We start from the raw sequence: 14539 nt of genomic DNA on the forward strand, positions 1-14539 counted from the left end.
GGGGATTATCCATAAATATATTGTAGTAGCATAAGGACAAGAAAGTGCAGTTAACAGGCTAAGTTTTCGGTAGCGGATACCGACTTAGCCTGTTAGAATATAAGACAGAAAGAAGGTAGAAGAAATGAAAATCAAAAAAGTAACAGATCCAGAATTCAGCAGATACGGACGTGTGATCGATGGGTATGATTTTTCAAAGCTGATCAAGGCAATGGAACACACCCCTCTTCCGGAGGATGTCATCTACGAACCATCTATTGAAGAACTGGAAGCAACGAATGTTGCAATCGATCTGAAGATGAGAGTTTACGGAGAACTTCCGATCCAGATCGGATACTGCAACGGACATAACAGCAAACTGAACGCACTGGAATATCACAGAAGTTCAGAAGTAAATGTCGCAGTGACAGATATCATTCTGCTTCTGGGGGCAGAGCAGGATATCGAACCGGATTTTACATATGACACATCAAAAGTAGAAGCATTCCTTGTCCCGGCAGGAATTGGAATCGAAGTGTACGGAACAACCCTTCACTATGCACCTTGCGGAGTAGATGGAAATGGATTTAAGGCAGTAGTAGTTCTTCCAAAGGGAACCAATACAGATCTGATGACCTGCCATACCAAATCATTTGATGACAAGCTTCTTACCGCAAAGAACAAATGGCTGATCGCACATGAAGAAGCAGGAATCGAAGGCGCTGTGTGCGGACTTAAAGGTGAGAATATCGACATCGCAAAATAGAACAGACAGATTCATATTTTAGGAGGAAAAAACAATGAATAACATGCCAGAACTGAAAATCGGAGTTGTTGCAGTAAGCCGTGACTGCTTCCCGGAAAGCCTTTCTGTATCAAGAAGAGAAGCACTTATGAAAGCTTACAAAGAAAAATACGGAGAAGAACATATTTACGAATGTCCGATCTGTATCGTAGAAAGTGAGATCCATATGGTACAGGCTCTGGAAGATATCAAGAAAGCCGGATGTAATGCACTGGTTGTATATCTTGGAAACTTCGGACCGGAAATCTCAGAGACTCTGCTTGCAAAACACTTTGATGGACCAAAGATGTTCGTTGCAGCAGCAGAAGAAAGTGGCAACAACCTGATCCAGGGACGTGGAGATGCATATTGCGGTATGTTAAATGCAAGCTACAACTTAAAGCTTCGTAATATTAAAGCATATATTCCGGAATATCCGGTTGGAACAGCAGAAGAATGCGCAGATATGATCCATGAATTTGAACCGATCGCAAGAGCAGTCATCGGACTTAACAATTTGAAGATTATCAGCTTTGGACCAAGACCACTGAATTTCCTTGCATGTAATGCACCGATCAAACAACTTTACAATATCGGCGTAGAGATTGAAGAAAACTCAGAACTTGACCTGTTTGAAGCATTTAACAAACATGCTGGAGATGAAAGAATTCCGGCAATTGTAAAAGAGATGGAAGAAGAACTTGGAGCCGGTAACAAGAAACCGGAAATCCTTTCAAAACTTGCTCAGTATGAACTGACACTTAAAGACTGGGTAGAAGAACACAGAGGATACCGCAAATATGTTGCAATCGCCGGAAAATGCTGGCCTGCATTCCAGACACAGTTTGGATTTGTACCATGCTATGTCAACAGCCGTCTGACAGCACAGGGAATTCCGGTATCTTGCGAAGTAGATATCTATGGAGCACTCAGCGAATTCATCGGAACAGTTGTAAGTGAAGACACTGTAACACTCCTTGATATTAACAACTCTGTACCGGCCGACCTTTATGAAGAAGACATTAAGGGCAAATTCGATTACACACTGAAAGATACATTCATGGGATTCCACTGTGGAAATACTGCATCATCCAAACTTTCATTCTGCGAGATGAAATACCAGATGATCATGGCAAGATCTCTTCCGATCGAAGTAACACAAGGAACACTTGAAGGAGATATCAAACCTGGAGATATCACATTCTTCCGTCTGCAGAGCACATCAGACAATGTACTGAGAGCTTACATTGCACACGGTGAAGTCCTTCCGGTAGCAACACGTTCATTCGGATCAATCGGAATCTTCGCAATTCCGGAAATGGGCAGATTCTATCGTCATGTACTGATCGAAAAGAACTTCCCGCATCACGGAGCCGTAGCATTCGGACATTACGGAAAAGCACTTTACGAAGTATTCAAATACATCGGAGTACCGGTAGACGAAATCGGCTACAACCAGCCAAAAGGTGTACGTTACCCAACAGAAAATCCTTGGGGCTAATTAAAACTATACACAATCATATAAGGGGCGGCTGAATGAACCCGCCCCTTTATAGTACAAAGAAACACGAATTAAAAACAGGATTTATGTTTCAAGCAGGCGGTTCAATGTCTTGAGGACCAGATTATAGAAAATAAATATGGCAGATTCCATTTGAGGCAATGAAGATGAGACTCAGAAATTGTGGAAGCTGTTGCTGACACAATTTCCGCCCTAAGAGGCTCATCGGAATGCTTTGCCGATTGGAAGATGCAATATTTATTTTCTATAATCTGGTCACAACCCCTCGAATCCGTCAGGTTGATACAAAAACCCTAACAAGGAGGAACATCATGCTCTATATAGGCGTAGACCTTGGAACATCCGCAGTAAAACTTCTGTTAATGGATGAAAAAGGCGACATCAAAAAAATTGTTTCAAAAGAATACCCATTATACTTCCCACATCCGGGCTGGTCAGAACAACATCCGGAAGACTGGTTTACCCAGTCCGTAGAAGGCATCAAAGAACTGACTTCTGAGTGTGATAAGAGCCAGGTTGCAGGAATCAGCTTTGGTGGACAGATGCACGGACTGGTCATTCTGGATAAAGACGACCAGGTCATCCGCCCGGCAATTCTCTGGAACGATGGACGTACCACAGAAGAGACGGATTATCTGAATAACGAGATCGGAAAAGAAACGCTTTCTAAATACACAGCAAACATTGCATTTACTGGATTTACCGCACCGAAGATCCTGTGGGTAAAGAAAAATGAGCCGGAGAATTTTGCGAAGATCACAAAGATCATGCTTCCAAAAGATTATCTGGCATACTGCCTGTCAGGAAGCTTCTGCTCTGATTATTCGGATGCATCCGGCATGCTTCTGATGGATGTAGAACACAAATGCTGGTCCAAAGAAATGATGGACATCTGCGGCGTGACAGAAGAACAGCTTCCGAAGCTCTATGAAAGTTACGAAGTCGTAGGAAGTCTGAAGCCGGAAGTAGCAGCAGAACTCGGACTTTCTGAAAATGTAAAAATTATTGCAGGAGCAGGCGATAATGCAGCTGCAGCTGTCGGAACAGGAACAGTTGGTGACGGAAGATGTAACATTTCTCTTGGAACATCCGGAACCATCTTTATTTCCAGTGCAAACTTCGGCGTAGATAAGAACAATGCCCTGCATTCTTTTGCACATGCAGACGGTCATTATCATCTGATGGGATGCATGTTAAGTGCTGCATCCTGCAATAAATGGTGGGCAGAAGAGATTCTTCACACGGATGATTTTGCAGCAGAGCAGAAAGATATTACAAAGCCAGGTGAGAACCATGTATTCTATCTGCCATATCTGATGGGAGAGCGTTCACCGCACAATGATCCATATGCAAGAGCTACCTTTACCGGTATGACGATGGATACCACAAGAGCAGATATGATGCAGGCAGTACTGGAAGGAGTTGTATTTGCACTCCGTGATTCCCTTGAAGTTGCAAAAAGCCTTGGAATCAAGATTGAACGTACCAAGATCTGCGGTGGTGGAGCAAAGAGTCCTCTTTGGAGAAAGATGATCGCCAATATCATGAACCTGAAAGTGGATATCATCGAGAGCGAAGAAGGACCGGCACTTGGAGGTGCAATCCTTGCAGCAGTCGGATGCGGCGAATACGAAAGCGTAGAAGCAGCAGCTGACAAGCTGGTTAAGATTGTAGATACCGTAGAACCGGAAGCAGAACTGGTTGAAAAATACGAAAAGAGATATCAGGAGTTCCGTCAGATCTACCCGGCACTCAAACCGGTATTTCCGCATATTCAGTAATTGAATATAAGATTTTTATGGCGTCAGTCACATTGAATCTTCTTCTTTGCAGTCCCCGTTGACAGTGAAAGTTAAAACCCGTATAATGAATTATAAGATTGACATGATGTGGAGGGCTTGATTCTATGATTATTGCAAAGAATGATGAAGATAAAAGAAGCCGTGTGTGGAACTATGTGACAGGAATTACGACCGTTCTGATCATTATCGTGGCTGGATATTTCATTTACCAGGGATTTTTCGGAAATCCGCTGGAAGGAAAGTGGAAGCATGATGAGAGTGATATGATACTGGAAGTAGATGACCATAATGAAGCAGAGCTTGACTGGAAGAACCTGATCGATGGTAAGGATGTGGATGTGGAACTTGGATATACACTGGATATCAAGGCAAAGCAGATTACATTTACTGTAAAGCAGGAAGAGCTGGATGAGACAGCGAAAGAACTTGGTGATAATGTAACTACATCGGAAGTAGAGCAGGCGATCAATTCTGTACTCACTACATTCAATTACAGTGTGGACGGAACCGAGCTTACACTTACCGAGTGGGATTATGGGGACCAGATGATTTTTGAAAAAGCAGACAAATAAAGAGAACCCTCTCTCTGTGGGCACGAAAGTCCGCAGGCAGAGGGTTTTGTGTGAGAACAGGAGGTTAAAAGCAGATGACAAGGAAGGAGACAAAAGTAATAAATATCGGAGGAAGAAAGATCGGTGGAGGCAATCCGGTAGCGATCCAGTCCATGACAAATACAAAGACAGAGGACGTGGAATCTACAGTTGCACAGATTCTTGCTCTGGAAAAGGCAGGATGCGAGATTATCCGCTGTGCAGTTCCGAATATGGAAGCAGCACAGGCTTTACAAGAGATTAAGAAACAGATCCATATTCCACTGGTTGCAGATATACATTTTGATTATCGTCTTGCGATCGCTGCAATTGAAAACGGTGCAGATAAAATCCGTATCAATCCGGGGAATATCGGAAGTGAGGACAGAGTCCGTGCGGTTGTGGAGAAAGCAAAAGAATACGAGATTCCGATCCGTGTCGGGGTGAACAGTGGTTCGCTGGAGAAGAACCTTCTGGAAAAATATGGTGGTGTGACTGCAGAGGGAATCGTGGAAAGTGCACTTGACAAGGTACACATGATCGAGAACATGGGCTATGACAATCTGGTGGTCAGTATTAAGTCCTCAGATGTCATGATGTGTGTAAAAGCGCATGAGCTGATCGCAAAGAAATGCCCGTATCCGTTGCATGTGGGAATCACCGAGTCCGGGACGCTGCTTTCAGGCAATATTAAATCTTCAGTAGGACTTGGAATCATCCTTTATCAGGGAATCGGAGATACGATTCGTGTATCGCTGACAGGGGATCCATTAGAAGAGATCAAGAGTGCAAAACTGATCCTGAAAGCACTGGGACTTAGAAAAGGAGGAATTGAAGTTGTATCCTGCCCGACCTGTGGACGTACCAAGATTGATCTGATCGGACTTGCCAATAAAGTAGAGACGATGGTTGCTGAATATCCACTTGATATCAAGGTTGCAGTGATGGGATGCGTGGTAAATGGTCCTGGAGAAGCAAGAGAGGCTGATCTTGGAATCGCAGGGGGAATTGGGGAAGGACTTCTGATCAAAAAAGGAGAGATCATCCGTAAGGTAAAAGAGGATGAACTTTTAGATGCACTTCGTAATGAACTGGAACATTGGGGCGAATAGAAGATGACAAAGCTATTTTTTGATGTGTTTCCAACATTGAATATCGATAACGACAGCCATATGCTGTTTGAAAAGGTGGAGGTGACGAAAATCACCTCCACTTCAGCCAGAAATCATATCAAGGTTTATATTTACAGTACCCATCTGATTCCGAAGAAAACGGTATGTTATGTGGAGAACCAGATTGAGGAACAGCTGTTTTCGCAGGGAAATATTCCGGTGACGATCATCGAGGAATACCGGCTTTCCGAGCAGTATACGCCGGAGAACCTGATGCATGCCTACAAAGAGAGTATTCTTTTTGAGCTGGAGCAGAAAAGTGTGCTGGAGAAAAATATGTTCCAGAAGGCAAAGTGCCGCTTCGAAGGGGAGCGTACTATGTGTCTGACTATGGCGGACACGATTGTTGCAGAGGGAAAGACCAGCGAGATCACCAGCTATCTGAAGGACGTCTTTGAGAACCGTTTCCACGTGCCGGTGGATGTAGAAATTGATTATGAAGAAGTAGGAGAGAGCAAATACAAGAAATTCAATGAAATGCAGCTTCAGCAGGAAGTAGATGCGATCAGGGAAAGGAATCAGAAGTTGCAGGCACAGCATGCCACGGAAGAGGCGGCAAAAGCAAAAGAAACGGAAGGCGTATCAAAGAAGAAAGCGGAAAAAGCAGAAGATGCCGCTAAAGAAGCAGATGCATCAAGTACGCAGAATAAACAGGAACAGAAGAAACCGGAGACTCCGAAAAAGCAGGAATTTGCAGGAAAGTCCAGTGGGTTCAAAAGTGGCAAGGGAAGCTTTGTGCGTCGGGATTATCCGCTCAAGCGCTCCGATGACCCGAACGTAATCTATGGACGGGACTTTGACGATATGCCGATCGAGCTGAAGACAGTTACCGGAGAGATGGGTGAGATTACTTTCCGGGGACAGGTGATCAGCTTTGATACCCGTGAGATCCGGAACGAAAAGACAATCGTCATGTTTGCCGTGACCGACTTTACCGACACGATCATGGTTAAGATGTTTACCCGCAATGACCAGCTCCCGGATCTGCTTGCGGAGATTAAAAAAGGTGTATTTCTGAAAATCAAAGGAGTTACGACGATTGATAAATTTGATGGAGAGCTGACCATTGGTTCTGTAACCGGAATCCGCAAAACTTCGGATTTCCGTGTAACAAGAAAAGACAAGTATCCGGAAAAACGCGTGGAGCTTCACTGCCATACCAAGATGAGCGATATGGATGGTGTTTCCGAGGCAAAAGATCTGGTAAAGCGAGCACATGACTGGGGGCACCCGGCGATTGCGATCACCGATCATGGTGTGGTGCAGGGGTTTACCGATGCCAATCATGTGATCGAGGATCTGGATAAAGATGATCCATTTAAAGTTATTTATGGAGTGGAAGGATATCTGGTAGATGATCTGACTAAGATCGCAGAGAACGAAAAGGGACAGGATCTGGAAGGCACTTACGTGGTATTCGATATCGAGACAACCGGTTTTTCCGCTGTGACTGACCGGATCATCGAGATTGGCGCGGTAAAAGTGGAAGACGGGAAGATCACAGATAAGTTCAGTACCTTTGTCAATCCGAAACGTCCGATCCCGTTCCGTATCACGGAACTTACCGGCATCACCGATGAGATGGTCATCGATTCGCCGGATATTGAGACGATCTTGCCGCAGTTTATAGAATTTATTGGCGATGCGGTTCTGGTGGCGCATAATGCTTCTTTTGATGTGGGATTTATCGAGCAGAACTGCAAAAGGCAGAAGATTGAGGCTGATTTTACTTATGTAGATACCGTTGCACTTGCCCGTGTCCTTCTTCCGGCACTGAACCGTTTCAAGCTGGATACCGTTGCAAAAGCTTTAAATATTTCCCTGGAGAATCATCACCGCGCAGTTGATGATGCAGGTTGCACGGCAGAAATCTTTGTGAAATTTGTGCAGATGCTCAAAGAACGGGAACTGACAACGCTTGCAAAAGTTAATGAATTTGGGGATCTGAACCCGGATTCTATTAAAAAGCTTCCGACTTATCATGTCATTATTCTTGCAAGAAATGACATTGGTCGTGTGAATTTGTATCAGCTTGTTTCAGCATCCCATCTGGTTTACTATAACCGCAGACCCCGTATCCCGAAAAGTGTGTTAAATGAGCACCGGGAAGGTCTGATCGTGGGAAGTGCCTGCGAAGCCGGAGAGCTTTACCGTGCACTTCTGGATGGAAAGCCGGATGAGACGATCGCGAAGATCGTGGATTTTTATGACTATCTGGAAATCCAGCCGCTTGGAAACAATGCATTTATGGTAGAGAGTGACAAAGTAACTTCGGTCAATTCTATGGAAGATATCATGGATCTGAACCGGAAGATCGTGCATCTTGGGGAGCAGTTCCACAAACCGGTCGTGGGAACCTGTGACGTACATTTCATGGATCCGGAAGATGAGGTATACCGCCGGATCATCATGGCAGGAAAAGGATTTGGAGATGCCGATAAGCAGGCACCACTATACCTTCGTACAACGGAGGAAATGCTGGATGAATTTGTCTACCTTGGTTCGGAAAAAGCGTATGAAGTTGTGATCAGGAACACCAATTTGATCGCGGATATGATCGAGAAGATTTCTCCGGTCCGCCCGGATAAGTGTCCTCCGGTTATTGAGAATTCCGACCAGATGCTGCGAGATATCTGTTATAATAAAGCCCATTCTATGTACGGGGATCCCCTTCCGGAGATTGTACATGAACGACTGGAAAGAGAACTGAATTCCATCATTTCCAATGGATTTGCGGTTATGTATATCATTGCGCAGAAGCTGGTATGGAAATCCAACGAGGATGGTTACCTGGTAGGATCCCGTGGTTCGGTAGGATCTTCATTCGTTGCAACTATGGCAGGAATTACGGAGGTCAATCCTCTGGTTCCACATTACTATTGTAGCAATTGTCACTATAGTGATTTTGATTCGGAAGAAGTGAAAAAATATGTGGGTGGCTGTGGACACGATATGCCGGATAAGAACTGTCCGGTCTGTGGACAGAAGCTGGTCAAAGACGGATTTGACATTCCATTTGAGACTTTCCTTGGATTCAAGGGAAACAAAGAGCCGGATATCGACCTGAACTTCTCCGGAGATTACCAGAGTAAAGCGCATAAGTATACGGAGGTTATTTTCGGAAAAGGTCAGACCTTCCGTGCCGGAACCATTGCCGCACTTGCAGAAAAGACGGCTTATGGATATGTGAAGAATTATTATGAGGAGCGTGGTGACCGTAAGCGAAACTGCGAGATCGATCGTATCGTAGCTGGCTGTACCGGAATCCGCCGAAGTACCGGACAGCATCCGGGGGGAATCGTAGTTCTTCCGCATGGAGAGGACATTAACTCTTTCACTCCAATCCAGCATCCGGCAAATGATATGACGACCGATATTATCACCACTCATTTTGATTATCATTCCATCGACCACAACCTTTTGAAACTGGATATTCTCGGACACGATGATCCGACCATGATCAAAACGCTGGAAGAGCTGATCAATTCCGATGCGATGGACAATAAATACGATGGAGTGAATAATGTATTTAAAGCGACTGATATTCCATTGGATGATCCAGGTGTAATGGGACTTTTTGCAGGAACAGAGGTGCTCGGTATCACACCGGAGGACATTGACGGATGTCCGCTTGGTTGTCTGGGAGTCCCGGAGTTTGGTACAGATTTTGTTATCCAGATGGTAATTGATACCAAGCCAAAGACGCTTTCGGACCTGATCCGTATTTCAGGTCTGTCTCATGGAACAGATGTGTGGCTGAACAATGCACAGACCCTGATTGAAGAAGGAAAGGCAACCATTTCTACGGCAATCTGTACCCGTGATGATATCATGACTTATCTGATCAACAAAGGTGTTGAAAGTGAAGAATCCTTCACAATCATGGAACGTGTGCGTAAAGGAACCGTTGCAAAAGGAAAATGTAAAGAGTGGTCACAGTTTAAAAAAGATATGCTGGAGCATGACGTGCCGGAATGGTATATCTGGTCCTGTGAGCGGATCAAATACATGTTCCCGAAAGCCCATGCTGCAGCTTATGTCATGATGGCATACCGGATTGCCTACTGCAAGATCAATTATCCGCTTGCCTATTATGCGGCATACTTCGGAATCCGTGCATCTGCATTCTCTTACGAACTGATGGGACAGGGAAAAGAAAAACTTCTCTACCATATGAAAGAATATAAAAGAAGAGCAGAACTCAATCAGCTCAGTAAAAAAGATCAGGATACCTTAAAAGATATGAAAAATGTACTGGAAATGTATGCCAGAGGATTTGATTTTTTACCGATCGATATCTACAAATCCAAAGCATCCAAGTTCCAGATCGTCGGCGACAAGCTCCTTCCACCGTTCAACACCATTGACGGCATGGGCGATAAAGCCGCCGAGGCCATGGAAATTGCCGCTAAAGACGGACCATACCTCTCTAAAGACGATTTCCGTCAGAGAACAAAAGTCAGCAAGACATTGGTTGACTTGATGGCAGATATGGGTTTGCTGGGCGACCTCCCGGAGACCAATCAGTTATCCCTGTTTGATTTTGCCTAAATAAAAAGTCAAAGTACTTAAAGATAAGTTATCATTCAATATAACTTAAAAAAGTGCTTTGGCTTTTTTGCATATAAGAGAAAAGTATAAATTTGCATTTGGTTAGGTTAAACAAAGCCTTTTGCTGCATTTTGCCAGTAACGTAGAAGCCAGAGTTCTGTTCCGACTATATCCATTTTCAATTCCGTTGAGTGCAATGGAGATGAAACACAAGTCGGAACTCTGGCACCACCGATTCCACACCCATAAAAATGCACAAAATCATCCCTATTTTTTTGGTAGTTATTTATGACTGAAAATGATTGACTTTGACCGAAAAAGACGATATATTAAAACTAAAGATGAATGAAAAAGAAAACAAATAATTGAAAATGACTGAAATATAAAATACAATTGAATAAATCAGTCATAACCAGTCGAAATGGAGGTGAGATAAGTGCTTGCAGAAGAAAGATTCAGTGAAATTCTGAAATTAGTGAATGAACACAAGACAATCACTGTTCAGGAACTGACCGAGCTTCTGGATATGTCAGAGTCAACGATACGAAGAGATCTGACAACACTTCATAAAAAAGGAAAGCTGATCAAGGTACATGGTGGTGCAACCGCAGTCAATATGGCGCAGTACACCAGAGATGAATCTGTTGCAGTCAGACAGGATCTGAACATTGATGAAAAGGTGCAGATCGGAAAGTATGCATCATCTCTGATTGAAAAAGATGATTTCGTCTATATCGATGCAGGGACAACCACTGATTTCCTGATTGATTTCCTGACAGAGCAGGACGCTGTGTATGTGACAAACGGAATCATGCATGCGAAGAAGCTGACACAGAAAGGTTGTATAGTTTATCTGATCGGTGGGGAATTAAAAGAAGCAACGCTGGCACTGGTCGGAGAGGAAGCAATGAAAACCCTGGGAAGATACCATTTCACAAAAGGATTCTTCGGAACCAATGGGATTCATATAGAGAGTGGATGCACCACACCGGATATCCGGGAGGCTGCGATCAAAGAGATGGCGATCTTAAGAAGCGCAAAGGCTTACATCCTTGCAGATTCAACCAAATTCGGTCAGGTAGCACCGGTAACATTTTCAGAACTGGATGCAGTGGACATCATTACAACAAAGCTTAAGGATGCTACATTTAACAAATATAAAAATATTGTGGAGGTTGCAAAATAATGATTTACACAGTGACATTTAACCCGTCTTTGGACTATGTGGTACAGGCAGATCAGCTGATCCCGGGAGAGATCAACCGGACAACAAGCGAACATATCTATCCGGGAGGAAAAGGAAACAACGTATCTGTGATCCTTTCCAATCTGGGACTTAAGAGCAAAGCGCTTGGATTCAAGGCAGGATTTACCGGAGATGTACTGGAAAAGATGCTGGAAGAGTTCGGATGTGAGACAGATTTTATCCCGTTAAAAGAAGGTAATAGCCGAATCAATGTAAAGATCAATGCAGGAACTGAGACTGAGATCAACGGACAGGGACCGGTTATCACAGAAGAAGCAATCCAGGCATTATATGAAAAGCTGGATAAGCTGGAAGAAGGCGATGTACTGATCCTTGCAGGAAGTATTCCGAATACTCTGCCGGAAGATATTTATGAGAGAATCCTGGAGAGACTTTCCGGAAAAGAAATCCGTTTTGTAGTGGATGCAACCAAGGATCTTCTTTTAAAAGTTATGAAATATCATCCGTTCCTGATCAAACCGAACAACCATGAGTTAGGTGAGATGTTTAACGTAGAACTGAAGAGAAAAGAAGACATCATCATTCATGCGAAGAAGTTACAGGCACTTGGAGCACAGCATGTACTGGTATCCATGGCAGGTGACGGAGCGATCCTTGTGACAAAGGATGGAAAAGTCTATGAGACCATGCCTCCGAAAGGAAAGGTTGTCAATTCTGTTGGCGCAGGTGATTCTATGGTGGCAGGATTTATTACCGGATATCTGAATACAAAAGATATGGAAAAAGCATTCCGCCTGGGTGTGGCGGCAGGAAGCGCTTCGGCATTCTGTTCGTGGCTCGCTACAAGAGATGAGATTGTTGCACTTCTTGGAGAACCGGCAGAAGTGTACCATATATAAAATCAAATGGGAGGAATGACAAGATGAAGATTACAGACTTACTCAAAAAGCAAAGTATTTGCCTCGATGGCAAGGCAGACTCCAAAGAGCAGGTCATCCGTGAAATGGTCGATCTGATGGCAGAAGGCGGGAACATCAATGACATTGACACCTATCGTGAAACTGTCTTCAAACGAGAAGAAGAAGGAACTACAGGAATTGGTGAAGGCATTGCAATCCCGCATGGCAAGACTGAAGCGGTAAGCGCACCGGGACTTGCAGCCATGGTACTTCCGGAGGGTGTAGATTACGATTCTCTGGACGGAGAACCGGCATACCTTATTTTCCTGATCGCAGCACCGAATACAGAGGACAATGTACATCTGGAAGTACTCAGTCGTCTGTCCATGCTTCTGATGGATGAGGATTTCAGAAACAAGCTGCTTCATGCAAAGGATGTTGATGAATTTCTTGCTTATGTTGATGTAGCCGAGAAAGAAAAATTCCCGGAAGAATCAGAAGAAAAAGCAGAAGCTCCGGCGGATGCATCTACAAAACCGTATCAGATCCTCGCAGTTACCGCATGCCCGACCGGTATCGCCCATACTTACATGGCGGCGGAAGGTCTGGAAAAGAAAGCGAAAGAAATGGGAGTTACCATCAAGGTAGAAACAAACGGATCTGGTGGTGCCAAGAACGTACTGACACCGGAAGAAATCGCTGCCTGTGACTGTATCATCATTGCAGCCGACAAGGATGTCGCAATGGCAAGATTTGACGGCAAGCCGCTGATCAGTACAAAGGTATCTGACGGAATCAACAAAGCACAGGAGCTGATCGAACGTGCCTTGAGTGGAAATGCTCCAGTTTATCACAGCAAGGGTGGAGCAACAGAAGAGGGTGGTGCGTCATCTGACGGAGATACCATCGGACGCAAGATTTATAAGAGCCTGATGAATGGAGTATCCCATATGCTTCCGTTCGTAATCGGCGGTGGAATCCTGATCGCACTTTCTTTTCTGGTTGACGGTGCAAATGCAGGTACAGCAGCATTTGGTAGTGGAACTCCACTTGCAAAATTCTTCAACACCGTTGGAAATACAGCGTTTGGGATGATGTTCCCGATCCTTGCCGGTTATATTGCAATGGCAATTGGTGACAGACCGGCATTGATGCCTGGTATTGTAGGCGGACTTCTTGCAAAAGCCGGAACTTCTGTATTCCTTGCAGAAGACGCATGGATTTCATCCGGATTCTTCGGTGCACTGATCGCCGGATTTGCAGCAGGATACCTGATGATCGGATTGAAGAAATTGTTTGACAAGCTTCCGAAAACTCTGGAAGGGACAAAACCGGTTCTTCTGTATCCATTCTTTGGGATTCTGATCATGGCAGCATTTATGATCTTTATCGTAAACCCACCGGTTGGAGCATTTAACACCTGGCTGAATAATGTCCTTTCCGGAATGGGAGAATCCAGCAAGATGCTTCTGGGAGCGGTTCTTGCAGGTATGATGTCCATTGATTTTGGCGGACCGTTCAACAAAGCGGCATATGTATTTGGAACGGCATCCATCGCAAGTGGACAGTTTGATATTATGGCATCTGTTATGATCGGAGGTATGGTTCCACCGATCGCAATCGCACTTGCCACCACATTTTTTAAAAACCGTTTCACAAAGAGTGAACAGCAGACAAGTATCACAAACTACATCATGGGACTTTCTTTTATCACAGAAGGAGCCATTCCATTTGCAGCATCTGATCCGCTTCGAATCATTCCGCCATGTATAGTTGGTTCTGCAATAGCAGGCGCATTATCCATGATGTTTGGATGCGGATCAAGAGCTCCGCATGGAGGAATTTTTGTCATCGGAATTATTGACAATCCATTGATGTTTTTGATAGCATTGGTTGTAGGAGCTGTCGTAGCAATGGCGGGAATTGTATTACTCAAAAAGCCATTGAAAGCAGAGTAGTAACTTATTAATTTTCTAAATATTTTTTAAAGAACAGGAGTGTTGAATCATGAAAGAATTTAAGTATGTAGTAAC

9 protein-coding genes are annotated in these 14539 nt (G+C 44.2%); all 9 read left to right on the top strand.

Features of this window, described 5'->3' with window-relative positions; all coding sequences use genetic code 11:
* Window positions 1–124 precede the first annotated feature (124 nt).
* The 9 genes from PGZ10_RS16295 to PGZ10_RS16335 all read left to right on the top strand — a co-directional run bounded on the left by PGZ10_RS16295 (window position 125) and on the right by PGZ10_RS16335 (window position 14464).
* Window positions 125–745 carry a DUF4867 family protein gene (locus PGZ10_RS16295; RefSeq protein ID WP_173826505.1) on the top strand — a complete coding sequence of 207 codons (621 nt, stop codon included), beginning with the start codon at window positions 125–127 and terminating at the stop codon, window positions 743–745.
* 34 nt (window positions 746–779) lie between these two features.
* Window positions 780–2264, top strand: a complete 1485-nt coding sequence (locus tag PGZ10_RS16300) for an L-fucose/L-arabinose isomerase family protein (protein WP_117836284.1) — start codon at window positions 780–782, stop codon at window positions 2262–2264.
* A gap of 332 nt (window positions 2265–2596) precedes the next feature.
* Window positions 2597–4066 (top strand): xylulokinase, encoded by a 1470-nt coding sequence (gene xylB, locus PGZ10_RS16305; RefSeq protein ID WP_270541888.1) that lies wholly within the window; start codon window positions 2597–2599, stop codon window positions 4064–4066.
* A gap of 125 nt (window positions 4067–4191) precedes the next feature.
* A complete protein-coding gene (locus PGZ10_RS16310; protein WP_270541889.1) occupies window positions 4192–4659 on the top strand; it encodes a hypothetical protein in 468 nt (155 codons plus the stop codon).
* A 74-nt stretch (window positions 4660–4733) separates the two neighbouring features.
* The gene (gene ispG / locus PGZ10_RS16315; RefSeq protein WP_008369525.1) at window positions 4734–5789 is read left to right on the top strand and encodes a flavodoxin-dependent (E)-4-hydroxy-3-methylbut-2-enyl-diphosphate synthase; all 1056 of its coding nucleotides are present in this window, start codon (window positions 4734–4736) and stop codon (window positions 5787–5789) included.
* A gap of 3 nt (window positions 5790–5792) precedes the next feature.
* Entirely contained in the window at window positions 5793–10400 is a 4608-nt protein-coding gene (locus PGZ10_RS16320; protein WP_270541890.1) for a PolC-type DNA polymerase III, read from the top strand.
* Between the two features lie 436 nt (window positions 10401–10836).
* The gene (locus PGZ10_RS16325; RefSeq protein WP_008369518.1) at window positions 10837–11586 is read left to right on the top strand and encodes a DeoR/GlpR family DNA-binding transcription regulator; all 750 of its coding nucleotides are present in this window, start codon (window positions 10837–10839) and stop codon (window positions 11584–11586) included.
* Window positions 11586–12506 carry a 1-phosphofructokinase gene (gene pfkB, locus PGZ10_RS16330; RefSeq protein ID WP_195368460.1) on the top strand — a complete coding sequence of 307 codons (921 nt, stop codon included), beginning with the start codon at window positions 11586–11588 and terminating at the stop codon, window positions 12504–12506. The genes PGZ10_RS16325 and pfkB overlap by 1 nt, the downstream gene beginning before the upstream one ends.
* A gap of 23 nt (window positions 12507–12529) precedes the next feature.
* The gene (locus tag PGZ10_RS16335) at window positions 12530–14464 is read left to right on the top strand and encodes a PTS fructose transporter subunit IIABC (RefSeq protein WP_270541891.1); all 1935 of its coding nucleotides are present in this window, start codon (window positions 12530–12532) and stop codon (window positions 14462–14464) included.
* The last annotated feature ends 75 nt before the right edge of the window (window positions 14465–14539 follow it).

The organism is Coprococcus sp. AF102-57 (assembly GCF_027686195.1).
Lineage (GTDB): Bacteria > Bacillota > Clostridia > Lachnospirales > Lachnospiraceae > Allocoprococcus > Allocoprococcus comes.

Excerpts from the sequence above, each read along its gene's own strand:
- PGZ10_RS16295 (WP_173826505.1), top strand. The coding sequence starts at position 125 with ATGAAAATCAAAAAAGTAACAGATCCAGAATTCAGCAGATACGGACGT.
- PGZ10_RS16300 (WP_117836284.1), top strand. The coding sequence starts at position 780 with ATGAATAACATGCCAGAACTGAAAATCGGAGTTGTTGCAGTAAGCCGT.
- xylB (WP_270541888.1), top strand. The coding sequence starts at position 2,597 with ATGCTCTATATAGGCGTAGACCTTGGAACATCCGCAGTAAAACTTCTG.
- PGZ10_RS16310 (WP_270541889.1), top strand. The coding sequence starts at position 4,192 with ATGATTATTGCAAAGAATGATGAAGATAAAAGAAGCCGTGTGTGGAAC.
- ispG (WP_008369525.1), top strand. The coding sequence starts at position 4,734 with ATGACAAGGAAGGAGACAAAAGTAATAAATATCGGAGGAAGAAAGATC.
- PGZ10_RS16320 (WP_270541890.1), top strand. The coding sequence starts at position 5,793 with ATGACAAAGCTATTTTTTGATGTGTTTCCAACATTGAATATCGATAAC.
- pfkB (WP_195368460.1), top strand. The coding sequence starts at position 11,586 with ATGATTTACACAGTGACATTTAACCCGTCTTTGGACTATGTGGTACAG.
- PGZ10_RS16335 (WP_270541891.1), top strand. The coding sequence starts at position 12,530 with ATGAAGATTACAGACTTACTCAAAAAGCAAAGTATTTGCCTCGATGGC.